18 protein-coding genes and 1 pseudogene are annotated in these 22,560 nt (G+C 66.5%); 8 read left to right on the plus strand and 11 right to left on the minus strand.

All coding sequences use genetic code 11. From position 1 onward, the window contains the following. Positions 1-106: 106 nt before the first annotated feature. The 7 genes from CURTO8I2_RS08795 to CURTO8I2_RS08825 all read right to left on the minus strand — a co-directional run bounded on the left by CURTO8I2_RS08795 (position 107) and on the right by CURTO8I2_RS08825 (position 6,246). Positions 107-460, minus strand: a complete 354-nt coding sequence (locus tag CURTO8I2_RS08795) for an FKBP-type peptidyl-prolyl cis-trans isomerase (protein WP_159680443.1) — start codon at positions 458-460, stop codon at positions 107-109. Between the two features lie 103 nt (positions 461-563). Next, complete coding sequence (locus tag CURTO8I2_RS08800; RefSeq protein WP_159680445.1) at positions 564-1,190, minus strand: hypothetical protein; 627 nt, start codon at positions 1,188-1,190, stop codon at positions 564-566. Between the two features lie 151 nt (positions 1,191-1,341). Then, positions 1,342-2,085 (minus strand): hypothetical protein, encoded by a 744-nt coding sequence (locus tag CURTO8I2_RS08805; protein WP_159680446.1) that lies wholly within the window; start codon positions 2,083-2,085, stop codon positions 1,342-1,344. A gap of 309 nt (positions 2,086-2,394) precedes the next feature. Then, the gene (locus tag CURTO8I2_RS08810) at positions 2,395-2,829 is read right to left on the minus strand and encodes a hypothetical protein (protein ID WP_159680448.1); all 435 of its coding nucleotides are present in this window, start codon (positions 2,827-2,829) and stop codon (positions 2,395-2,397) included. A 97-nt stretch (positions 2,830-2,926) separates the two neighbouring features. Next, entirely contained in the window at positions 2,927-3,082 is a 156-nt protein-coding gene (locus CURTO8I2_RS08815) for a hypothetical protein (protein ID WP_159680450.1), read from the minus strand. A 227-nt stretch (positions 3,083-3,309) separates the two neighbouring features. Then, on the minus strand, positions 3,310-5,205 hold the full coding sequence (locus CURTO8I2_RS08820) for an AAA family ATPase (protein ID WP_159680451.1): 1,896 nt from the start codon (positions 5,203-5,205) through the stop codon (positions 3,310-3,312). Between the two features lie 258 nt (positions 5,206-5,463). Further along, positions 5,464-6,246 (minus strand): NrdJb, encoded by a 783-nt coding sequence (locus tag CURTO8I2_RS08825; protein ID WP_159680452.1) that lies wholly within the window; start codon positions 6,244-6,246, stop codon positions 5,464-5,466. A 325-nt stretch (positions 6,247-6,571) separates the two neighbouring features. Here CURTO8I2_RS08825 and CURTO8I2_RS15440 point away from each other — a divergent pair. Beyond that, positions 6,572-6,838: pseudogene (locus CURTO8I2_RS15440) on the plus strand (hypothetical protein); the annotation flags it as partial. A 480-nt stretch (positions 6,839-7,318) separates the two neighbouring features. Here the strand turns inward: CURTO8I2_RS15440 and CURTO8I2_RS08835 are convergent. Next, positions 7,319-9,469, minus strand: coding sequence for an adenosylcobalamin-dependent ribonucleoside-diphosphate reductase (locus CURTO8I2_RS08835; protein ID WP_159680454.1), 2,151 nt, complete (start codon positions 9,467-9,469; stop codon positions 7,319-7,321). A gap of 520 nt (positions 9,470-9,989) precedes the next feature. Here CURTO8I2_RS08835 and CURTO8I2_RS08840 point away from each other — a divergent pair. The 5 genes from CURTO8I2_RS08840 to CURTO8I2_RS08860 all read left to right on the plus strand — a co-directional run bounded on the left by CURTO8I2_RS08840 (position 9,990) and on the right by CURTO8I2_RS08860 (position 14,127). Beyond that, positions 9,990-11,417, plus strand: coding sequence for a Do family serine endopeptidase (locus CURTO8I2_RS08840; RefSeq protein ID WP_159680455.1), 1,428 nt, complete (start codon positions 9,990-9,992; stop codon positions 11,415-11,417). A gap of 61 nt (positions 11,418-11,478) precedes the next feature. Then, entirely contained in the window at positions 11,479-11,835 is a 357-nt protein-coding gene (locus tag CURTO8I2_RS08845; protein WP_159680456.1) for a hypothetical protein, read from the plus strand. Between the two features lie 84 nt (positions 11,836-11,919). Beyond that, complete coding sequence (locus CURTO8I2_RS08850; protein WP_159681618.1) at positions 11,920-12,375, plus strand: phage holin family protein; 456 nt, start codon at positions 11,920-11,922, stop codon at positions 12,373-12,375. Continuing rightward, positions 12,372-12,983 carry a hypothetical protein gene (locus CURTO8I2_RS08855; RefSeq protein WP_159680457.1) on the plus strand — a complete coding sequence of 204 codons (612 nt, stop codon included), beginning with the start codon at positions 12,372-12,374 and terminating at the stop codon, positions 12,981-12,983. Before CURTO8I2_RS08850 ends, CURTO8I2_RS08855 begins: the two co-directional genes overlap by 4 nt. 22 nt (positions 12,984-13,005) lie before the next feature. Further along, complete coding sequence (locus CURTO8I2_RS08860) at positions 13,006-14,127, plus strand: AI-2E family transporter (protein ID WP_159680458.1); 1,122 nt, start codon at positions 13,006-13,008, stop codon at positions 14,125-14,127. A gap of 33 nt (positions 14,128-14,160) precedes the next feature. Here the strand turns inward: CURTO8I2_RS08860 and CURTO8I2_RS08865 are convergent, their stop codons facing one another. Both CURTO8I2_RS08865 and CURTO8I2_RS08870 read right to left on the minus strand, forming a co-directional pair. Then, positions 14,161-17,331: a YadA-like family protein gene (locus CURTO8I2_RS08865; RefSeq protein WP_159680459.1), complete on the minus strand. Its 3,171-nt coding sequence runs from the start codon at positions 17,329-17,331 to the stop codon at positions 14,161-14,163. A 157-nt stretch (positions 17,332-17,488) separates the two neighbouring features. Further along, the gene (locus CURTO8I2_RS08870; protein ID WP_159680460.1) at positions 17,489-19,828 is read right to left on the minus strand and encodes a winged helix-turn-helix domain-containing protein; all 2,340 of its coding nucleotides are present in this window, start codon (positions 19,826-19,828) and stop codon (positions 17,489-17,491) included. Between the two features lie 157 nt (positions 19,829-19,985). On the opposite strand from CURTO8I2_RS08870, the gene CURTO8I2_RS08875 reads away from it, so the two are divergent. Continuing rightward, a complete protein-coding gene (locus CURTO8I2_RS08875; RefSeq protein ID WP_159680461.1) occupies positions 19,986-20,699 on the plus strand; it encodes an HAD-IA family hydrolase in 714 nt (237 codons plus the stop codon). A 13-nt stretch (positions 20,700-20,712) separates the two neighbouring features. Then, the gene (locus tag CURTO8I2_RS08880) at positions 20,713-22,074 is read left to right on the plus strand and encodes a leucyl aminopeptidase family protein (protein ID WP_159680463.1); all 1,362 of its coding nucleotides are present in this window, start codon (positions 20,713-20,715) and stop codon (positions 22,072-22,074) included. Between the two features lie 7 nt (positions 22,075-22,081). Here CURTO8I2_RS08880 and CURTO8I2_RS08885 read toward each other — a convergent pair whose 3' ends face one another. Further along, positions 22,082-22,507, minus strand: coding sequence for a hypothetical protein (locus CURTO8I2_RS08885; RefSeq protein ID WP_159680464.1), 426 nt, complete (start codon positions 22,505-22,507; stop codon positions 22,082-22,084). Between the last annotated feature and the right edge of the window lie 53 nt (positions 22,508-22,560).

The raw sequence follows: 22,560 nt of genomic DNA on the forward strand, positions 1-22,560 counted from the left end.
CGCGGCTCGACGCGGCGCCCCACACAGCACCTGCGGTGCAGACCTGGAGACGGCGTGTGCGGAGCGCGCGGCCCTGCCGCCATGACTTCGGCCTGCGCCGCCGGCGTCAGGCGCCCAGCAGCTCCACGTCGAACTTCAGCGTGGCATTGGGCGGAATGACGCCACCGGCACCGCGTGCGCCGTAGCCGAGATTCGCCGGGATGATCAACGTGCGCTGGCCGCCTTCCTTCATGCCCTGCACGCCTTCGTCCCAGCCCTTGATGACCATGCCGCCGCCCAAGGAAAAGATGAAAGGCTCATCGCGATCCTTGCTCGAATCGAACTTCACGCCCTGCACGCCGTTCTCGAACAGCCAGCCCGTGTAATGCACGGTCACATTGCGACCGGGCTGCGCTTCCTTGCCCGTGCCGACGACGGTGTCTTCGTACTGCAGGCCGGACGGCGTGGTGATGGAGGTCATGGCGGGATCCTTGTCGAATGCGGAAACGGGCGCGCAGTTTAGCGGGTACGTCGGAAGCCAGATTCTTCGGCGGTTCGAGCGTGCCCAGCCTCGCGTCGCAGCTTCAAAGCGCCAAGTACTCCTCGGCCGCAAAATCCCTGATGAAATCCCGTGCACCCGCTTCGGTTCTACCGTCCCCCAAATTGCGCACACGTTCCAGCATTTCGCGATACGCCTCCGTCCCGGTGAACATCCTGAACTTCTCAGCCCTGTAGGCCTCGAACGCTTCGGCGGATAGGTGGAGATGCTCCACCACGCGCCCAGATGCGACTCGCAGCACTTGATAGCGCTCGAACGTGGAGGCGTAGCCCATGTGGACGTAGTTCTTCACTTGGCCCTCCGGCACAACGAGCGCGCCGCTGTACCAACTCGCGACCACTCGCTGGGAGGCAGGGAAAAGCGTAGGCAAAATGCTCTTATCGACATATTCGCGGCTCTCACTGACCGCAATGCGGACAGTGACGTCTTTCAGCACCAGCTGGCCGCCTGAGATTTCCCAGTGAGCGACGTAGCCGCGCCAGTTCGCGGTAGACCGGACGGCGTCCTGCGGCGGTTTCCAGTCCCGCTCGCGGAGATATGAGGCCAATGGATTTGTGTGAAGCAGGTGCGCCTCGCCATCGATCTGGATACGATCGGCCATCTGTGCCGTCGCCAACGCGGCTCCAGGCAGCAGCATTGCGATCAACATCATGACTGCACACATTGCTCTGAACATCGGAACCCCCAGGATTTACCGCGTTAGATTCGGGAATGGCCGCACTCAGCCACCATCTTCAGACAGAGAATTGGAGTCGCGCCGGCCGCCGTGAGCTCTTGAGCCCGTAAGTGAACCTGGCACACCGTTACGGATCACTACTCTCGATGACCTGGCATTCGCGGCGCTCAGCAATCAGCGTTGATGCCGGCTCCTCGGTGTCGTGCTCCAACGCATCCGTAAGCACCATGACGTACAGCTCATGCGTCAGGCGCATGCGAACGGCCATGACGCCCATCCACCAGGTGATGACGAGAAACGGCGCCAGGACGCCCTGCCAGAGCGGCACGTCGGCGAGCGATTCGATGCCGAGGCCGTCGACCTCACGCAGCAGAAAGAACCCGGCGACCAGCACCGGCAGGATGCCGGCGCGCTCGATCCCGCCCATCAGCAGCACCAGCTTCGATCCGAGGCGCTCATGGGCGAACCGCGCGAAATTTCGGTGTTCTTCCAGCTCGGTGCGCGGAAAGGCCTGCAGCCACGTCCGCAACCCGCGGAATTGCGCCAGGTCGTGGTCGCTCTGCGCCACGAGCTTGATGCGCCAGTGCCAGAACTCGCGGGCCATGACGACCAGACCGCGAAGGATGCCGGGGGCGTACAGCAGTCCCGCGCTCCACACGCCGACCTGCGCCATCTGCACCATCCACCATTGCGGCGTCAGGAACTGCACCAGCAGAAACGGCAGCAGCCCGAACACGATCGCAACCGATCCGAGGATGTTGAGCCAGTAGAGGATGCGCGGCGTCTTGAGGATCGAAGCCGGACCATCGGGCATCGCTTCGATCCGCGCATCCAATGCAGCAAAGCTCAGTGCGGGCGGTCGATCATCCATGCAACGTTCAAGCCTTCCTTGTGCTTCAAGAGGTCAATTGCATCAGCGATAAGTGAACCTGGCACCGTTATCTCGGGGGGATCCTTGTCGAATGCGGAAACGGGCGCCCAGTTTAGCGGGCGCGTTGGCGTCCGGCGCTCTCAAAGACTCTGTCGCGTTCTGAACAGCCTTGTCGTTTCAGCCAGCCGTCGCGCTACACCTCAAAAGTGAACCTGACCCGGCCTCCTGTTTCGAGCGGTCAATTGCGAACGCTACAAATAAGCTTGGCACTGTTAGCTGAAATCAGGACATTCAGGGTTTATCGCTCTACTACTTCGCAAGAGCGACGGGCAGGAAGTCGATTTGGTGCAGACAGTCGGGATGCTCAGTGCTCATGCGAAGAAACAGCACATACCGCGAATTCTCGTATCGATACGAGCGTTCACTCCGAGGCGCCAGACCACTTTTCAGGACACGCCGAGCCTGTTCGAGCGAATAGCAGGGTGAAGCCTGGAGGCGGAACCACATGTCGCCGGAACCGAATCCGCCGATGTTGTAGATGCGCGCGTCTTCGAGATCTCTCGAAGGCCCGATGTCATGGGGGGTATAGCTGGCTGTGGTTCCCAGCATGTCGAGAACGCGCTCGAGCGCTGCAGGATCGCCTCGTTCGTACTGCTGCAAAATCCAGCTGACGCTACGCTGGGGATGCTGCTCGGCTTTGAGGCCACCCGCACACGCAGCCAACCACACAACGAGAAGCGCCATCATCAGGCTTCGACACATACGCAAGCTCCCGACAGCGGAAGTGAACCTGACACCGTTTGCCGATCAATTGCCGCAGCGATAAGTGAACCTGGCACCGTTAGTTCTGCAGCCCAAACACGATCGCGATTGATCCGAGGATGTTGAGCCAGTAGAGGGTGCGCGAAGTCCTGAGGATCGAGGCCGGGCCATCGGGCATCACTTCGATACGCGCATCCAATGCAGCAAAGCTCAGTGCGGGCGGTCGATCATCCATGCAACGTTCAAGCCCTCCTTGTGCTTCAAGAGGTCAATTGCCTCAGCGATAAGTGAACCTGGCACCCTTAGTTCAGCCGGCCCCCGTGAGCTCTTGAGCCCGTAAGTGAACCTGGCACCGTTAACTGCGCGTCACCATTGCGAACTTTCACTAACACCGACGTTGCGTGCATTGGAAGGCGGTCGTTAACGTCAGTCCATTCGGCATCATTCATTCGACTTCCTCCGTCACACCTTCATGGTCGCGTTAACGAGTTCATTTAGCTTGGAAAAGTTGTCAACAGTCTCATCGCTAAAAGTCCGTCCCTGATGAGTCTTCAAAAGCGTTTCAGCGACTTCACCGTGATCGTAAGTCTTGCCGATTTTTGCTTCGATTCGCTTAACGACCCTGTCGCCAGGCCCTAAGTCGGCAGGCTTCAACTTCGCTTTGAACGTGTCGTTGTAAAGGCTTAAGTAGTCTTCAATACAAAACAAATCTTCTATGTCGGCATTCTTTTGCCCCGTTACCGCGTTTGCAAGAATCAGCCTTGTGCCTGTAATCAGCTTCTTTTCAATCATCCCCGTGACGCGTTGCATTCCCTGTGTGTCCGAGTCGGCTAGGACGGTGATATCAAGGTGCGGGCCAACAAGGCTCACAAACGTTGGGATGTTAGTTGCGCCGCCGCTAGGGAGAATTCGCCAGCGTGAGTTTAGCGCCGTTTTTTTCTTCTGATTTGCAACCTGACTCATCATTGTCAGGTAAATGAAATCTGAAGTTCCTTCAACAACCAAGTTGTTAGGGCCAATGAAAAGACTTTGTGCAATGTCATAGCCTAATGCTGCTTGCAATGGGAACAGGCTGTCGGGGTCGCTTGCCAATGCATCTTTCGACACCACGGAACCAGTTGGAGGCCCACGATCCTCAACAATTCTTACCCGATCAAGTTGACCCATTTCGACCATGAAAGGCGAATGCGTCGTGTAGATAACCGGGGACACGACAGCGAGTCGCTCATTGATAAAACGGAGGAAGTCTGCCTGCGCCCGGCCGTGCAATGCTAAGGCAGGTTCATCAAGAAGCACGATGGTGGAGTCCTCGCTTTCAAACTCACTGAAGGCTGCCAGGAAAGAGAAGAACCACTGGAACCCTGAAGATCGCTGACTGAAGTTGTTGGAGTAGCCCGTCCTTCTGTCCCGAAGGCGGATATCAAGATATCTGGCTGCGATGCGCACGCCGTTATGTTGCTGGATTTGTTCTTTATCAACGTCAATGATTACTTCTAAATCTGGATTCTGTTTCCAGTAGTCGAAGACTTGATTTGTAAGGTCAATCGACACCGCTTCCATTTCGCTGCGGCGTTGCTCATAGTCATCCGAACTAAGCTGTTCTGCTGTCGTTCCGGCGAGCGCGATCAACGCGCGGGCAGTCTGCATTGGGCTGTTGCCGGGCTTTTCTTCTGCCGCAGTCACTTCCCGAAGATCAATTCGCCCCGGAAGTGTGTTGTATCCGGTGAAACGGAAGAAAGTTGGGAGATATTTGCCAATGACGGCGTGAATAAGATCAAATGCACTCGCTTTAAGTAGGTTGCGATCAGTTACCAACTTTTTAGCTTGTGCAATTTCAGCGGCATCAATATCTTCATGCTCGCTTTTGTCAATGGAATTGATAGCTTCGCCAAGCTCCTTGAGCGTAGATGGCTTACCTACAATTTTTTGCACATCCTTAGAAAGGCTGCTACGAAGATGAGTGGCTATTGATGCAGCATTCTTGGCATCCATATACCAAAGCAAGCCGCCATCGTACTTTCGCGTGACCTTCAAAGATTCGTAGTTAAACGATTTTGCACCGACTTCCTGTTCAAGTTCTTCGATCTCACTTTCATCAAGTGCGAACCTAGCTTCGATGAACTCCACTTCGGAAAGGTCGCCGGCGCGTCGATCTTTTGCTAAGAGCCAGCGTGGATACTGCTGTTCATGATCTGGCTTGTCCTGGTAGGCAGGGCGCAACAGATAGAGCGCTTCCAGCAGCCCCGACTTTCCGGCTTCGTTCTTGCCTACAAGGCATGTCACCGAATCCGAAGCAGCAACGTCCCCGGAATCGACAATGTTCCGGAACTTCCTGACACGAAATGACTTGAGTTGCATCGTCCATCCCCCCTAGGCGTTCATAGAAGGGTAGCGCCTCCAATGCGCAGTGGGCAGGGCAGGCTTTGGCAAAGTATTCAGCGCCCTAGCAGCGGAAAACACGCTTTGCTGTGACGATGCTGTTACCGTCAAGTCTGTTGACACGATCTGTGCGGCACAGACAACAAAAAAGCTCTGACGAATCAGGGCTTTATGTGTGGTGGGCGGTGCAGGGTTCGAACCTGCGACCCGTGCCGTGTGAAAGCAAAGGTCTCGATCTCACCCACACTTCGAATACCCACAGTTCAAACAAGTCGCGCACCCATCCATCAGCACCAGCGCCTTCGTGCTGCACTTGTGGCACATGGTCGCGGACGGCGGGAAGCTCGCGCCGTCGCCGGTGATTGCGATGTCTTCGTGGTGCTCGTCGGCACTGCTGGGCGCGCGCGGCGCGCCGCTCACGTCACTGTTTTTTTTTGAGCCTTCGCGCTGGGCGATCTGCTTGCGCTTCTCGGCGATCAGGGCTTTCTGGGCCTCACTCATTTCCGGGTCGTGCATCATGCCGATGGACTTGAGATGGTCCTCGACGATCATGCCGAGCTCGGCGACCAGCGACGGCATGTACACGCCACCGGCCTTGAAGTAGCCGCCCTTGGGGTCGAATACGGCGCGCATTTCCTCGACCAGGAACGTCACGTCGCCGCCCTTGCGGAACACGGCGGACATGATGCGCGTCAGCGCGACGATCCACTGGAAGTGGTCCATCGACTTGGAGTTGATGAAGATCTCGAACGGGCGGCGCTGTTCGTGCTCGGAACCGGCGTTGAGCACGATGTCGTTGATCGTCACGTACATGGCGTGTTCGACCAGCGGGGACTTGATCTTGTAGGTGCTGCCGATCAGGACGTCCGGGCGCTCGATGCGCTCGTGCATGTGGATGACATCGGCCTTGGGCAGTTCCGCCTCGACGGTCTCGCGCGGCACGGACGAGGCTTCGACGGCCTTGTCTTCCGGTTTGACGACGGCGTATCCGGTGATCTTGCGGTCGATCTTGACGGCCATGGCGGGTGTCCTGGGTGGGGCGGTTGGCGGTACGGCTTGGGACGCGTTCGGCGGCGACGGGCAGCTGTCGCGACGGATGTTCTGGAGGATGGGTGGCGCCTGGTTCGGGATTGGGACGTCGTGCTTCCCTCACCCCAACCCCTCTCCCTGAGGGAGAGGGGCTTTAAAACGACCGCGCGCTCTCATCGAGAGAGCGGCCTTGAAGCAGATGGATCAGGCTTTCTTCGACGCGCGCTTGGCGGCGCCCTTCTTGGCGGCGACCGAACGCTGGGCGGTCTTGGCCGTCTTCTTGGCGACACCCTTGCGGGCGGCGACGCTGCGCTTGGCGGTCGCGGTCTTGGCGGCGGCCTTCTTGGCGACCTTCTTCACCGCTTTCTTGACGGTCTTCTTGGTCGCGTTGACCTTGCGGGTGGTCGCGGCCTTCTTGGCGGCGGTCTTGCGGGTCGCCGACTTCGTGGCGGCCTTCTTCGCCGGTGCCTTCTTGGCGACCGACTTCTTGGCGACCGCCTTCCTGGCCGGGGCCTTCTTCGCGGTGGCCTTCTTCGCCGTCGTCTTCTTGGCGGTCTTCCTGGTGGCCTTCTTCGCGGCGGTCTTGCCGGCGCCCTTGCGCTTGAGCGCGGCGATCTCGGACGAGGCGGCGGTCTTGGCGGCAGCGAGCTTCTTCTTCACCGCGGACACGCGCTTGCTGACGGCCTTGCTCGCCGTTTCGGCGCGCTTGGTCGCGGCCTTGCGCACCTTGGTGACGCGCTTGGTGACCGTCTTTTCGGCATCCTGCGCGCTCTTCTTCGCGGATTTCGCGACAGCGCTGGCGCGCTTCTTGACCTCGGCGACGATGTCCTTCGCCTTCTCGGCGACATCTTCGGCGGCGTGCGTCAGGGTGTCTGCAACCCCGTTTCCGTTACTCATTCTGGGTGTCCTCGTCAGTGATCTTTACGGAGCACGTTGTCCGCGGCGGAAATGTAGCGCGAAGCCGGTGCGCAGGGGAGCAGCAATTGCGGGTGTGGCGGTGGTGCGACATCGACGTGCTGCGCCCTGCGCGCGCCGGCATTGCGGCCGGCGCGAGGCGGTCGCGTCAGAACTTGCCGTAATAGCCTTCCTTCAGCGCGTCGAACAGATTGGCGGCGGTGTGCATTTCGCCGTCGTATTCGATCTGCTCGTTGCCAGCGACCTCCAGCACTTCGCCGCCTTCGAGTTCGAAGCGGTACGTCGTGTTGGCGAGATCCGCTTCCTTCACCAGCACGCCCTGGAACGCGGCGGGGTTGAAGCGGAACGTGGTGCAGCCCTTGAGGCCCTGCTGGTGCGCGTAGCGGTAGATGTCCTTGAAGTCCTCGTACGGGTAATCCGTCGGGACGTTCGCGGTCTTGGAAATCGAGCTGTCCACCCACTTCTGCGCGGCGGCCTGCACGTCGACATGCGCCTTGGGCGTGATGTCGTCGGCGGCGATGAAGTAATCCGGCAGCTGCGCGTCGGCATCGTCCGAGTACGGCATGGCCTTGGGATTGATGAGCTCGCGGTACGCCAGCAGCTCGAACGAGAAGACGTCCACCTTCTCCTTGGACTTCTTGCCTTCGCGGATCACGTTGCGGCTGTAGTGGTGCGCGAACGACGGTTCGATGCCGTTGGAGGCGTTGTTGGCCAGCGACAGCGAGATGGTGCCGGTGGGCGCGATCGAGCTGTGGTGGGTGAAGCGCGCGCCGGCCTCGGCGATCTGGTCGACGAGATCGGGCGCCACCTCGGCGATCTTCTGCATGTAGCGCGAGTACTTGGCATGCAGTACGCGGCCGGGAATCTCCTGGCCGAGCTTCCAGCCGTCGACGGCCATTTCCGGGCGCTTGCGCAGCATTGCGGCGGTAACGGTGAAGCGCTCTTCCATGATCGGCGCGGCGCCCTTTTCCTGGGCGAGCGTCAGACCCGTTTCCCAGCCCGCGACGGCCATCTCGCGCGCGATGCGCTCGGTGAACTCGCAGGAGTCCGCCTCGCCGTACTTCATCTGCAGCATGGTCATGGTGCTGCCGAGGCCGAGGAAGCCCATGCCGTGGCGACGCTTGCGCATGATCTCGTCGCGCTGCTTCTGCAACGGCAGGCCGTTGACCTCGACCACGTTGTCGAGCATGCGGGTGAACACGCGCACGACTTCCTTGTATTCCTCCCAGTCGAAACGCGCGCGCTCGGTGAAGGGTTCGCGCACGAACTTGGTGAGGTTGACCGAGCCCAGCAGGCAGGCGCCGTAGGGCGGCAGCGGCTGCTCACCGCAGGGATTGGTCGCACGGATGGTTTCGCACCACCAGTTGTTGTTCATCTCGTTGACGCGGTCGATGAGGATGAACCCCGGCTCGGCGTAGTCGTACGTCGAGACCATGATCATGTCCCACAGGTGCCGCGCGCGGACCTTGCCGTAGACCTTGCAGGCGACGAGGCCGTCGTCGCGGGTCACGTAGCTGCGGGTCTGCGGCCATTCGCGCCAGATCACCTGCTCGGCATCGGCCAGATCGAAATCGGCGGCTTCCTTCTCGTTGATCGGAAACACCAGCGGCCAGTCGGCGTCGGTGTCGACGGCGTCCATGAACCCGTCGGTGATCAGCAGCGAGAGATTGAACTGGCGCAGGCGGCCGTCTTCGCGCTTGGCGCGGATGAAGTCGCGCACGTCGGGATGGCTGACGTCGAAGGTGCCCATCTGCGCGCCGCGGCGACCGCCGGCGGACGACACGGTGAAACACATCTTGTCGTAGATATCCATGAAGGACATCGGGCCGGAGGTGTACGCGCCGGCGCCGGCGACGAACGCGCCCTTGGGCCGCAGCGTGGAGAACTCGTAGCCGATGCCGCAGCCGGCCTTCAGGGTGAGGCCGGCCTCGTGGACCTTCTCGAGGATGCCGTCCATCGAATCGACGATGGTGCCCGACACGGTGCAGTTGATCGTGCTGGTCGCGGGCTTGTGCTCCAGCGCGCCGGCGTTGGACGTGATGCGGCCGGCGGGAATCGCACCGCGGCGCAGCGCCCACAGGAAACGCTCGTGCCAGTGGCGCTGCTTCTCCACCGTGGTCTCGGCCTCGGCCAGCGCCTTCGCGACGCGCTGATAGGTGCCGTCGATGTCGGCATCCACGGCCACGCCCTGCTTGGTCTTGAGGCGGTACTTCTTGTCCCAGATGTCGTCCGACGCGGGCTGCATCGGAATCTCCCGACCGGGATCGGACTTCACCGCCGCGAGGCGAACCGTACTCATGCTGCTGTGCGCTCCTGGAATCGCGCCGGCGTGGACCGGTCGCCTGTGATGTGCGTGATGCGGACACGCGCGAACCGGCCGCGCATCAGGCGCCGCCGATCGGTGCTGTGTTCAAGAGACTGCTGGACGTGCGCGCACATCGCCGGATGCGGCCTGGGGCCGTCTGCTCCATGACGTTCGAACCCATCGCGTGCATCCCCTTTGCTGCGAAGTGTCGCTGACCGTTGAAAGCCCCATGTGTTGGGCATTTCCAGAACCGACACCCAAGATGTAGTGGCGGCAACGGGGGTCCACGCTACGCCCGGACTCGGACCGGTGTCAACCGGAATTCCGCGTCTCCGGCGATTCCGTGGCCCGCGCATGGACGCCGCGCGGCGGCCTGCCGATGAATGCGACTTTCAACACCGATTCAAATGCGGCGTCGCACACTGGCACGCCTCGACGGCAGCCGTTAGGGTCGCCCGTCGAACCACATCCAAGCTGGCGTCGAGCACGCCGCACCGCCGACAGGGGACGTTCCATGCGCGCCAAGACCACCCTCCTCGCCCTGACCTGCGCCGCCGCGTTCGGCGGCTTCGCCGCCACCGCGATCCGCGACGTGGTGCAGCAACCCGCGGGCGCGACGCCGGGCGCAGTGGCCGCCGTGCCGACGATGGCCGCATTGCCGACGGCGGTCGACGGCGCGCCGCTGCCGTCGCTGGCGCCGATGCTCAAGACGGTGACGCCGTCGGTGGTGTCGGTGCACGCCAAGCAGCGCGTGCGGGTGAGTCCGTTCGGCAACGATCCCTTCTTCCGCCGCATGTTTCCGGAACTCGACCAGGAGCGGATGAACGAGTCGCTGGGCTCGGGCGTGATCGTCGATGCGCAGCAGGGCTACGTGCTGACCAACCACCACGTGATCGAAGGCGCGGACGACGTGTCGGTGACGCTGGCCGACGGCCGCACGGTGGAAGCGGAATTCATCGGCTCGGACATGGACACCGATGTCGCCTTGATGCGCATCAAGGCCGACAACCTCACCGCGATTCCGCTGGCACAGGACGCCAACCTGCAGGTCGGCGATTTCGTCGTGGCGGTGGGCAACCCGTTCGGCTTCGGGCAGACGGTGACGTCGGGCATCATCTCGGCGGTCGGCCGCAGCAACGTGCCGGGCGTGGGCTTCCAGAACTTCATCCAGACCGATGCGTCGATCAATCCGGGCAACTCCGGCGGCGCGCTGGTCAACCTGCGCGGCCAGCTGGTCGGCATCAACACCGCGAGCTTCAACACCCAGGGCAGCATGGCCGGCAACATCGGCCTGGGCTTCGCGATTCCGATCGGCCTGGCCCGCAACGTGATGACCCAGCTGGCGACGACCGGCAGCGTGCAGCGCGGCACGCTGGGCATCGACACGCAGACGGTGGATGCCCGCATCGCCCAGGGCCTGGGACTGGCCGATGCGCGCGGCGCGGTGGTCACGCGCGTCTACGGCGGCTCGCCGGCAGCGCGCGCCGGCCTGCGCGCCGGTGACGTGGTGGTCGCGGCGAACGGCGAACGCATCGACAACAGCGAATCGCTGCGCAACTTCCAGGGCCTGCAGGCGATCGACACGCCGGTGACGCTGGATGTCGTGCGCGACGGGCGCACGCTCAAGGTGGACACGCGCCTGACCGCGTTGCCGCGCGATGGCGCGAGCGTGGATGCGCGACTCACCGGCGCGACCTTCGCCGACCTGCCCGAGGCGCTGCGTCGGCAGAACCAGCGCGCCGGCGGCGTGCTGGTGGAGACGGTGGCGCCGGGCAGCCGCGCATTCCAGAGCGGCCTGCGCGACGGCGATCTGATTCTCGCCGCGAACAGCGGGCAATTCCGCGATCTGGCCGGTTTCCGCGACTCGCTGGCGGACCGGCCGTCCGACCTGGTGCTGCGCATTTCACGCCGTGGACGCATCAACGACCTGATCATGCGCTGACCGATTTCCCCCCTGTGCCGCGCCGCGTGCGTGGCACCGTTCAACCGACAGGAGCACGACCATGAGCCCCACTTCGACCGACGCGGTGAAGACCCATCTTGGCGAGGCAGGTTCGCACCTGAGCCAGGCCGCCCGTGATGCCGGCGCTGCAGTGAAGAACGCCGCGAACGTGGCCGCCGACGAGCTCAAGCTCGGCCGCGCGACCGTGAAGTCCGATCTCGCCGACTCCGCGATGGCCGGCGTCGCTGCGTTCGAAGAAGGCGGCACCGCCGCGAAGGAACAGTACGACGTGCTGCTGGACAAGGGCCGCGATCTCGTCGAGAGCGCCGCCGACCTGATCCGCGAGCGTCCGATCGCCGCATTCGGCACCGCGTTCGCCGCCGGCTGGATCATCGCCAAGCTCGCGCGCAGCAAGTAAGCGCGGCGTTTCGTGACCGAGCGCGTGACCGGGGAAGACCCGCGCGAGGAAGCCGCCGGCAGCGCAGACCGTGCGCCCGGCGAAGTGCCACACCTCGACGAAAGCATCCGCCGCATCCGTGCGGCGGCCACCGAAACCTTCAGTTCCGGCCTCGACAGCGGCCGCGCCCTGCGCAAGCTGGTCGCGGCCGACATGGCTTTGTCGCGCAGTGCCCTCGGGCGTGCGCTGGCATGGTCGGCGGTGTCGGTGGTGTTCGGCGCATCCGCCTGGCTGCTGGCGATGGGTGCGGCGATCGCGTTCCTGCAATCGTGGGGCCTGTCGTGGCTGGCCTCGATTTCGATCGCCACGCTGATCAGCCTGGTGGTGACCGCGATCGCCGCATGGCGCGTGTCGGTGTTCTTCGACTACGCGGGCATGCATGCCACACGTCGCCAGCTGGCCCGTCTGGGCATGTTTTCGGAAGCCGGACACGGCGATGACGACGACGAGGACGACACGTCCCCGTCCGCACGCACCGCTGGCGAGGCGAAGACGCCATGAATTTCGAAGGCCTCAAGAATCGCGTCGAACGTGCCGAGACGCTGGTCGATGGTCGCGTGGTGCAGACCTCGGACCGCTACCGCGCCCTGCGCACCAGCTGGCGTGACGCCTGGACGCCGCCGCGCATCCTGATCGCCGGTCTGGTGATGGGATTCGCGACCGGGCATCTGGAGCCGCGTCGCGCGCTGACCCGTCTGGGCAAGCTGGGCGGGCCGAAGTCCATCCAGCTGATCAGCGCCCTGTCGGGCCTGCTGACCTCGGTGCAGGCGACCGTGGCGGCGGCGACGGCGGAGAAGGCGGCCGAGACGGCCGACGACGCTGCGCAGACCGCCGACGCGGCGGCCGACAATGTCGCCGCGAAGACCGGCGGCGCCAGCGCGACGCAGGCGGCCGCTGCCGCGGGCGCTGCCGCCGCGGTGCAGGTGCAACAGACCGCTGCCGGCGCGTCACAGCAGCAGCGCAGCGGTGCACCGGCACCGGCAGACGGGCCGGCCGTCGACGACGCAGCCGCGTCGCCGCGCACGGACCGCGGCCGGCCCGATCCGGTGCTGTCGGAACAACCGCGACCCGCGGAAGCGGCAACCGAACTGTCGGAATCCGGGCGCTGAGCGCCCGGTCCATCGAGTCCCCATGAATTCCACACCCAGCGCGCCGCCCGAAGACGACGCGTCCCTGCCGACGCCGACGCCGGTGGCGCTGCGACCCCGCGCCTCGACCGCGCTCGTCGTCCTCGCCACGCTCGCGATCCTCGCCACGCTGTGGGCCGCGCAGGCGGTGATCCTGCCGGTCCTGCTGGCGATGTTCTTCGCGCTGGTGGGCAACCCGGTGCTGCGCGCCCTGCGCAGGCTGTGGATTCCGCGGATGGTGGGCGCGCTGCTGGTGCTGAGCCTGGGCATCGCCGGCGCGGGTGCGCTGGGCCTGCAACTCTACGGCCCGGCCAGCGAATGGGTGCAGGAGGCGCCGAAGACCCTGCGCACCCTGGCGCCGCGCCTCAAGGCGATGACCCAGCCGGTGCACCAGGCCAGCCAGGCCGCCGAGTCCTTCGCGCGCGCGACCGAAGATCGCCCGCAGCGGCGTGTGCAGCTGGTGCAGATCCAGGACAACAGTTCATGGCGCACGATCGTCGCCACGCCGATGATGCTGGCCTCGGTGCTGGCCGTGGTGCTGCTGACGTTCTTCTTCATGGTCTATGGCGAAAACCTGCAGCGCAACGCGATCGCGATGCTGCCCGACCGCCAGCGCCGCAAGCTCACCGTGGACATCATGCAGTCCATCGAACACGAGATCTCGCGCTACGTCCTGACGATCTCGATCATCAATACCCTGCTCGGCGCGGTCTTCGCCGGCGTGGTGTTCTGGATGGGCCTGCCGCTGCAGGACGCGCTGCTGTGGGGCACCGTGGTCGCGCTGCTGAACTTCGCGCCGTACGTCGGCCCGCTGATCGGCGTGTTGCTGATGCTGCTGATGGGCTTCGTCAGCTATGAAGGCACCTGGCCGAACGCGGCCTGGGCCCCGGTGATTCCGGCGGCGGTGTACCTGCTGCTGCACACCATCGAAGGCCAGTTCGTGACCCCGATCGTGCTCGGTCGCCGCATGGCGATCTCGCCCTTGATGCTGATCCTCGCGCTGATGCTGTTCGGCTGGATGTGGGGTATCGTCGGCTTGCTGCTGGCGGTGCCGCTGATCGTCTGCGTGAAGCTGGTGCTGTCGCGCATCGAAGGATTCGAGGGCTGGGCGCGACTGCTGGCGTGACCCGCGCCGGCAGCGCCGGCACGGGTCGTCACGTCACCAGCTGAAACCGGCACCTGCCGACACGCTGCTCTCGCCACCTGCGATCGCGCCGCCCAGCGAGACACTCGCGCGATTGCCGATCGCACGCTGGTAGCCGATCGCGATCGCCTGCTCGCCGCCCTGTCCACCGACGCCCACGCCGATGCGGTTACGCCCGGCGAGTCCCGACGTGTTGCTCGCCATGCCCGCGTACGCACCACTCATCGCGCCCATGCGGTCGATGCGCCGATCCTGGTGGCGCATGCGGTCGTCGATCTCACCGCGCAGCGCGGAGAAGTTGTCTTCCCAGGCGGCGAAGCGGCTGTCGGTGTAAGCATTGGCGCTCTGCAGCGTGCGCGCATCGCCTGCATTCACCTGCGCGACGTTGGCGGCGTCGGTATCGCGGACGCCCTGGGCAACGTTGGTCACACGACGCTGCTGATCGGCATTGCCGACCGACACCGTATTCGCCTCGTCGGCAATTGCGCCTTGACCGAGCGCAACCGCACCCTCGGCGCTGACGCGTGCACCCTGCCCCACGGCCGTACCCGATGCCGCCTCGACGCGTGCGTCGGCGCCGACCGCGACTGCGTTGGATGCATCGGCAGTGATCGATGCGTTGCTGCCGAGCGCGGTGCCGCCCTCGGCCTCGACCACCGCGCCATGCCCGACCGCGGTGTCGTTGCCGTCGACCGCCACGCTGTCGTTGCCGACCGCCAGGCCGTCGCCACGCCCCGATGGCGGCGCAGTGACGCCACCACCGCCACCTCCGGTCTCCAGCGCACCGATCCGGCCATCGAGTCCGGCGATCACGCCGTCGAGCGCGCCCAGCGCATCGCCGACGTTGCCGTAGTGGCTGCCCTGGATCGTGAACACACTGCCGATCAGACGACCGCCGGCATCGATGACCGTGCCGCCGCCGAACGCAGTCGCGACCGATTGCATCCCCGCGTGCACCTGCGCGCCATTGACCGCCTCGCGGCTCGCGGCGTTGATCGCTCCGGCGGCCACGTTGCCCAGTCGCGTGCCGTTCTCGCCCGCCAGGGTGACGCTGTCGCGCGCATCGTCGTCGTAGGCCACCGCGTTTCCGGCCACGCCTTCGATGTCGCCGATGCGGTCCTCGATGCCGTCGACACGGCCTTCGACCACGCCGACGCGTTGGTTGGTCTCGAACAGCTGGTTGCCGGTCACCGCATCGGTGCTGTCGGCCGCGACGTCGCCGTCGGCGAGGTGGGTCAGCACCGTGCCCTGCGCGCCGGCGAACGTCACCCGGCCGCGGCTCGCATCGTCGTAACCGATCGCGTTGTCGGCGACTTCGCCGACACGCGCGGCGACCGCGCTGAGCTGGTCGAAGTTGACCGCATCCGTGCCCTGCGTACCGGCAGCGAGATTGACCAGTTGCCGTTCCGCGCCCGCAGCACCGATCGACACCGTGTGCGCGCGATCGGCGAACGCGCCGGCGCCGAGCGCGACACTGCCGGTCGCGGTGGACCACGCATCGGCGCCCAACGCCAGACTGCCGTCGCCGTCGGACTGGCTGCGGAATCCCAGCGCCACGCTCTGCACGCCAAAGGCGCGCGCGACCTGGCCGAGCGCGGTGGCACTGTCGGCATAGGCGCCGGCGCTGCCGCCGACCGCCAACGAGCGAATCGCACCGGCCGCCGCGCCGTGGCCGATCGCGGTCGAATGATCGGCCGCCGCCGTCGCCATCACGCCGATCGCCGTCGTCGAATTCCCTTGCGCGCTGCCGGAGATCGACACCGACTCCTCGCCGCCGGCGTAGGCGCCTGCGCCGATCGCGGTCGATGCATATTCCAGTGCGCGCGCGCCGGCGCCCACCGCGGTGCTCTCGCGGCCGGAGGCGATAGTCGAGAACGCTTCCATCTCCCAGGTTTCGCCGTTCATCACGTAATACTGGCCACCGATCGCAGTGGCGCTGTCGGCCGAGGCCTGCGCGCCGGCACCGAATGCGCTGGCGTAGTCGGCGGACGCTGCGCTGTTGAAGCCGATCGCGGTCGTGTGCTTCTCGTAGGCGAACGCGCCGCTGCCGAAGGCGGACGCGCCGAGCGACGCGGCCAGCGCGCCCGAGCCGGCCGCGGTGCCGTAGTCGCCCATCACGGTCGCGGGCTGCTGGTTGTCCGGGCCGCCGGTCGCTTCGAAGAGCTCGGCGTACCGGGTCGCATCGCGCAGCTGGGCGAGGTTCACCGCGTCGGTGCCCTCCGTGCCGGCGGCGACGTTGACCAGCTGCCGCTCCGCGCCCGCGTCACCGATCGAGACGGTGAAGTCGCGATCGGCGACGGCATTGGCGCCGAGCGCGACACTGCCCGCCGCAGTCGAGAATGCATCGGCGCCGAGCGCCATGCCGCCTTCGCCGGTCACCAGGCTTCGAAAGCCCAGCGCCACGCTCTGCGCGCCATAGGCCTGCGCCGCTTGCCCGAGTGCGGTGGCGCTGTCGCCGAACGCCGCGCTGCCGCCGCCGACTGCCAGCGTGCGCATCGCACCGGTCGTCGCACCCTTGCCGATCGCGGTCGAATGGTCGGCGCCCGCTGTCGCCATGACACCGACCGCCGTCGTCGAATCGCCGCGCGCACTGCCGCCGATCGACACCGACTCCTCGCCGGCGGCATAGGCACCGGCGCCGATCGCCGTCGACTGGTACGCCAGCGCGCGTGCACCGGCGCCCACGGCCACGCTCTCGCGGCCCGATGCGATGGTCGCGAAGGCTTCCATCTCCCAGGTCTCGCCATTCATCACGTAGAGCTCGCCGCCGATGGCGGTCGCACTGTCGGCGGCGGCCTGCGCGCCGGCGCCGAACGCGCTGGCGTAGTCGGCCGATGCCGCGCTGTCGAAGCCGACCGCGGTCGTGTGCATCGCCTGCGCCATAGCGCCGCTGCCGAACGCCGATGCACCGGGTGCGTTCGCGATCGCGCCCGAGCCGGCGGCCGTCGCGAATGCGCCGGTGGCGGAGGCACCGGCATCGCCGTCGGCCTGGAAATGCGGATCGATACCGGCTTGCGGGGCGTCGTCGGCCTCGGCGTCGGCGCTCGCCTCGTCGGGCTCGGACGGCGTCGCTGCAGCGGCGGGCAGTCGCGTCGCATCCGTTGCGGTCTCGGAAGTCTGCGCGCGTGCCTGCGGCAGGACGGCAACAAATGCGGCAATGGCGAGCGCCAGGGTCGTACGGGTCATGAAGGGTCTTCTCTCGGAGGGACACGGTGGCGGCGGAACGGGCATTCCACCTGCGTCGCCGCGCTGTGCGGCACGCCCGATCCTTGGCGCACGGCGCCGGAGAAGACCATTCCTGACGCGTTACCGATCCATTACATCTCCATTTTTCCGTTTGCGTTCAAAGGTCTGCGGCGCCGCGCGGCGGCAGCGCGGGCGGGGTCTGCAACGCGGCCGGGATGACCCGCTCGCCGGCCAGACGCTTCGCATCCTGCAGCGCGATCGACCAGGCATCGACCTGTCCGATCGCATGCAGCAGCCGGGTCTGCAGCAAGGCCAGGTCGAAATCCTGGCGCGCCCAGGGCGCGATGCGGCCGACCAGCGCCGTCGCCTCGGCCCGGTCGTCGTGCGCCAGCAGCCAGGTCGTGCCGGCGTAGACGGCCTGCGCGACCTCTTCGGGCACGCCGTCCTGCTCGGCGCGCGCCACCGCGACGCGGTAGGCGTGGCCGGCATCGGCATCGCGGTCCTGCGCCTGCGCGGTCATCGCCACCAGCAGCCAGTCCCAGGCATAGCCGGTGTCGTCGGAGGCCGGTCGCGGGGCGTCGTCGGCGCGCAGCGGCAGGTCGGCTTCCAGCGCCGCCTGATGCCGCATCCAGCGCACCCGGAACAACCGTTCCGCCCGTGCCTCGGGATTCCACCGGGCCAGCACCCGGTCGGCGATCCGGACCGCCGCCGCGGGATCGCCGCCGCGCCAGGCCATCTCGATCCGCAGGGCATCGGCGCGATGCAGATCGCTGTTGAGCGTCGGGCCGGCCGCATCGGCGCCCAGCATCGACTCGGCGGCGGCGAACGCACCCTGCCGGACCATCGCCTCGGCGCGGCCCAGGGCGATGTTGGTCAGCTGGCTCGGATCGGAAATGCGCGCGCGCAGCGCCCAGGCCTGTTCGATGCTCGCGCGGGCCTCGTCGGGCTGCAGCAGCAACAGCTGCGTTTCGGCCAGTGCCACCGACATCGACACCAGCTCGTAGATTGCGCCGAAGCGTCGGAACTCGCCGAGCGTGCGGGCGATGTACTCCGCCGCCTGCGCCGGGCGGCCACGCACTTTTTCCAGAAACCCCAGGCTCGCATCGACCCGGGCGACGGCCAGTGGATCGCCGGTGCGCACGGCCAGTATCCGCGCCTGGCCCAGATCATCCAGCGCACCGTCGTAATGGCCGAGCAGCGAGCGGACCATGCCGCGGCCGTTGAGCGCATCGCCGCGGAGCACGATGTCGCCCGCAGGGCCGACCAGCGCCAGCACATCGGTGTAGTCGCGCTCGGCGGCGACGCGATGATCGAGCCGGCGGTCGATCCCGGCCCGCAGCAGCAACACCTGGGCGCGGAACAGCGGCGTGTCGGCAGCCTCGATCCGCAGCAGCCGCTCGACCTCGTCGCGGACCTTCGGATACAGACCGGCGCGGAAATCGACCTGCGCCAGACGCAGCCGCAGGCGCGGATCGTTGCGCTGCGCGGGCGGCGCCTCGGCGAGGATGTGACGTGCCGCGTCCAGTTCATTGCTCAGCAAGGCGGCCTGCGCGCGCTGCAGCCTTTCGCTGAGGTCTGCATCGACGTCCGGCCCGGTGGCATCCCGGCCCAATGCCGCCAGCAGGCGGCCGCAGGCCTGATCGGCCGCGCGCACCAGATCGGCGTGCTCGCCGTAAGCATGCCGTGACGCATCGTCGCGCCCTTCGGCAGTGATTTCGACCCGCCAGCCCGAGCCGCGCCGCATCGCCCGGCTGTGCACCACCCAGTCGCCAGCGACCTCGTTGCGCAGGCGCGCGGGTTCGATGCGCTCGCCGTCGTGCGCATGCATCAGCGACAGCACGCTTTCGCTGGCGGCCACCGGCAGGCCGGCGCGGCGCAGACGATCGCCGATGAAATCCATCAGGCCCAGTCGCGCCCAAGCGATGTCGGCGGTCTGGTCGAGCTCGGTGGGCAGCACGATGAACGCGCCGGCACCCGGCTGCGGCGCGGCATCCACGCGCGGCCGGGCGGTCGTCCACCACCACGCCGCAGTCGCCAGCAGTGCCGCCGCGACCAGCACTGCGATACCGGACAACAGGCGCCCCCGGCCTAACGTCGCGCTCGGCATCGGGTCGACGGGCGGCGTTGCAGGCGCCGCCGTCCCGGACTCCGGCGCGGGCGACGCGGTCTGTTCTGCAGCGGACACCGGCGTCACCTCCGCCACCCACCGGAACCCGAAACTCGGCACCGTGCGGATGACGCGCTGCTCCTGGCCGTCATCGCCGACCGCGCGGCGCGCACGCAAGATGATCTGGCTCAGCTGCGCATCGGAAACGTTGTTGCGAGCGAAGATCGCCATCGCCAGTTCATCTCGCGATACCGCGCGCTCGCGATGTTCGAGCAGGTATTGCAGGCAGGTGAACACCCGTGCCGGCACGACGACCAACACGCCGTCACGGCGCAGTTCGCGGGCATCGAAGTCGAGCAGGGAGTCGGAGAATCGGTAGGCGTTCGGCATCGGAATCGGAGATGGCAAGCCGCCCTTTGCCACCGCGGCCCGCCGTTAACGGCTTCAGCGCGCCGAGTATGACCCAAGGCCGACGCCGTGCCCGTGGCGGCGCCGGGCCGTCAGCCCGTGCCGGAGGCGCGATGCGGCCACTCGTTACAATGGGCCCATGACGTTTCCCATCCGCGCCATCACCCTCGATCTCGACGACACGCTGTGGCCGTTCGCGCCCATCGGGGTGCGCGTGGAGCAGACGCTCGATGCGTTCCTGCGTACGCACAGTCCCGCGACCGCGGACATGTATCCGATCGAGAAGATGCGCGACCTGCGCACGCGCGTGTTCGCCGAGAACGCGCACCTGATGCACGACCTGTCCGCGCTGCGGCAACTGACCATCGAACACGCGCTGCGCGACAGCGGCGGCGATCTGGGATTGCTGGACGCGGCCTACGAGGTGTTCTACGCCGAGCGCAACAAGGTGGAGTACTACCCCGACAGCGAAGCCGCGCTCGCGCGCATCGCCGCGCGCGTGCCGGTGGCGGCGGTGACCAACGGCAATGCGGATCTCGACCGCGTGGGCATCGGTCACCTGTTCGCGTTCACGCTCGGCTCGCGCGAGCACGGCGTGGCCAAGCCGGATGCAAGCATCTTCCACGCCGCGTGCGACCGGCTCGGCTGCGCACACGGCGACGTCCTGCACGTGGGCGACCACATCGAGATGGATGTGGCCGGCGCCGCGCGTGCGGGACTGCGCACCTGCTGGATCAATCGCGAGGACCGGCGCTGGGAACACGCCACGATCGCGCCCGATCTCGAATTCGACACGCTCACCGCGCTCGCCGACTGGCTCGATGCCGTTCCGACCGTCGCCGACCGCACCTGACCCCGGGGGTTTCATGACCGACACCACGACCGACCTCTTCACCACCGGCGCGCAGCGCGCGCGTCCGCTGCACATCGTCGCGCGCGACGGCTACGCGGCCTGGCGCGACGCGCAGCCGGCAGCCGTGCAGGCCTGGCTCGAGGCGCAGGCGTTCGACGCGGCGCCCGGCACGCTGGCCCTGCTGCCCGGCGACGGCGGTCTGGACGCGGCGGTGCTGGGCATCGGCGATGCGCTCGATCCCGACAGCTACGCGCATGCGGTCTACGGCCTGCCCGAAGGCGACTGGCGCGTGGCCGGCGCGCACGACGCCGCCACGGTGCAGCTCGGCTGGGGCCTGGGCGCATACCGGTTCACCCGTTACAAGACGAGCGCGCGCAAGCCGGCGCGACTGGCGGTCGACGCGCCAAATGCCGAGACCGTCGACGTCATCGCCGCGACCACGCGCGTGCGCGACCTGGTCAATACGCCGACCGAGCACATGGGCCCCGAGCAGATGGAAGCCGTGGTGCGCGACATCGCGTCCGCGCACGGCGCGACGTTCGAGAGCATCGCCGGCGACGCGCTGCTCGAACAGAACTTCCCCGCGATCCACGCCGTGGGCCGCGCCTCGCACCGCGCGCCGCGCCTGCTGCATCTGTCTTGGGGCGACGCCGCGCATCCGCACGTCGCGATCGTCGGCAAGGGCGTGTGCTTCGACACCGGCGGCCTCGACCTCAAACCGGCCGACGGCATGCGCAACATGAAGAAGGACATGGGCGGCGCGGCGCACGCCATCGCGCTGGCCGAACTGGTGATGGCGCGCAAGCTGCCGCTGCGCATCACGCTGCTGGTGCCGGCGGTCGAGAACGCGGTCGGTCCGGACGCGTTCCGTCCGGGCGAAGTCATCGCCACGCGCCAGGGCATCAGCGTCGAGATCGACAACACCGACGCCGAAGGCCGCCTGGTGCTGTGCGATGCGCTGACCTTCGCCGGCGAGCAGTCGCCGGACGCCATCCTCGATTTCGCCACGCTCACCGGCGCTGCGCGCATCGCGCTGGGCCCGGACCTGCCGGCCCTGTTCTCCAACGACGACGCACTGGCGGCTGCCTGGATCGCCGGCGGCGAGGCGACGCGCGATCCGGTGTGGCGCATGCCGCTGTGGCGGCCGTACCTGCGCTATCTCACCAGCGGCATCGCCGACATCGCCAACGCGGGTTCGCGCATGGCGGGCAGCGTCACCGCGGCGCTGTATCTCGAGCGGTTCGTCCCGGCCGGGACGCCCTGGGCGCATCTGGACACCTATGCGTGGAACGACAGCAATCGCGCCGGGCATCCCCAGGGCGGCGAAGCGCTGGGGCTGCGCGCGGCGTGGGCGCTGCTGAAGACGCGCGCCTGACGCCGCGTCAGCGCAGCCAGCCGCGTCGTGCGGCGCCGCGGGCGAACAGCCACACCGCGGCGACGACGAGCACCAGCAGCAGCGGCAGGCCCAGGCCACGCAGGCCGGTCAGCGACCAGACCGGCGTGAGCGCGTAGCTCGCCGCCATCTGCACGACCACCGCCACCAGCGACACGCGCAGCATGGGCTCGGCCCAGCGGCGCGCGCTGAGCAGCGCGACCGAACCGGCCGTGCCCGCAATCGTCGCAACGCCGAACACGGCGTAGATCCACAGCGGCATGGCCGCGTTGATCTGTTGCTGCGCGCGAGGCAGTGCGGCCACCTGCTCGGGCGTCATCGACACCTGCAGCACGAAGATCAGCAGGCCGAACAGGTTCCACAACAGGGCGGTCAGCGCGACCACGCGGGCGCCCAGCGGCATTCGGGTCTGCATCAGGTGTCCTCGTCATGCACGGCGGCGGCTCAGGGTAGCAGCGCCACGTCCTG

It is taken from the genome of Luteimonas sp. 9C (genome assembly GCF_902506295.1).
In the GTDB taxonomy this organism is placed as follows: domain Bacteria; phylum Pseudomonadota; class Gammaproteobacteria; order Xanthomonadales; family Xanthomonadaceae; genus Luteimonas.

Coding starts and splice junctions, on each gene's coding strand:
- CURTO8I2_RS08795 (WP_159680443.1), bottom strand. CDS start 460: ATGACCTCCATCACCACGCCGTCCGGCCTGCAGTACGAAGACACCGTC.
- CURTO8I2_RS08800 (WP_159680445.1), bottom strand. CDS start 1,190: ATGATGTTGATCGCAATGCTGCTGCCTGGAGCCGCGTTGGCGACGGCA.
- CURTO8I2_RS08805 (WP_159680446.1), bottom strand. CDS start 2,085: ATGGATGATCGACCGCCCGCACTGAGCTTTGCTGCATTGGATGCGCGG.
- CURTO8I2_RS08810 (WP_159680448.1), bottom strand. CDS start 2,829: ATGGCGCTTCTCGTTGTGTGGTTGGCTGCGTGTGCGGGTGGCCTCAAA.
- CURTO8I2_RS08815 (WP_159680450.1), bottom strand. CDS start 3,082: ATGGATGATCGACCGCCCGCACTGAGCTTTGCTGCATTGGATGCGCGT.
- CURTO8I2_RS08820 (WP_159680451.1), bottom strand. CDS start 5,205: ATGCAACTCAAGTCATTTCGTGTCAGGAAGTTCCGGAACATTGTCGAT.
- CURTO8I2_RS08825 (WP_159680452.1), bottom strand. CDS start 6,246: ATGGCCGTCAAGATCGACCGCAAGATCACCGGATACGCCGTCGTCAAA.
- CURTO8I2_RS08835 (WP_159680454.1), bottom strand. CDS start 9,469: ATGAGTACGGTTCGCCTCGCGGCGGTGAAGTCCGATCCCGGTCGGGAG.
- CURTO8I2_RS08840 (WP_159680455.1), top strand. CDS start 9,990: ATGCGCGCCAAGACCACCCTCCTCGCCCTGACCTGCGCCGCCGCGTTC.
- CURTO8I2_RS08845 (WP_159680456.1), top strand. CDS start 11,479: ATGAGCCCCACTTCGACCGACGCGGTGAAGACCCATCTTGGCGAGGCA.
- CURTO8I2_RS08855 (WP_159680457.1), top strand. CDS start 12,372: ATGAATTTCGAAGGCCTCAAGAATCGCGTCGAACGTGCCGAGACGCTG.
- CURTO8I2_RS08860 (WP_159680458.1), top strand. CDS start 13,006: ATGAATTCCACACCCAGCGCGCCGCCCGAAGACGACGCGTCCCTGCCG.
- CURTO8I2_RS08865 (WP_159680459.1), bottom strand. CDS start 17,331: ATGACCCGTACGACCCTGGCGCTCGCCATTGCCGCATTTGTTGCCGTC.
- CURTO8I2_RS08870 (WP_159680460.1), bottom strand. CDS start 19,828: ATGCCGAACGCCTACCGATTCTCCGACTCCCTGCTCGACTTCGATGCC.
- CURTO8I2_RS08875 (WP_159680461.1), top strand. CDS start 19,986: ATGACGTTTCCCATCCGCGCCATCACCCTCGATCTCGACGACACGCTG.
- CURTO8I2_RS08880 (WP_159680463.1), top strand. CDS start 20,713: ATGACCGACACCACGACCGACCTCTTCACCACCGGCGCGCAGCGCGCG.
- CURTO8I2_RS08885 (WP_159680464.1), bottom strand. CDS start 22,507: ATGCAGACCCGAATGCCGCTGGGCGCCCGCGTGGTCGCGCTGACCGCC.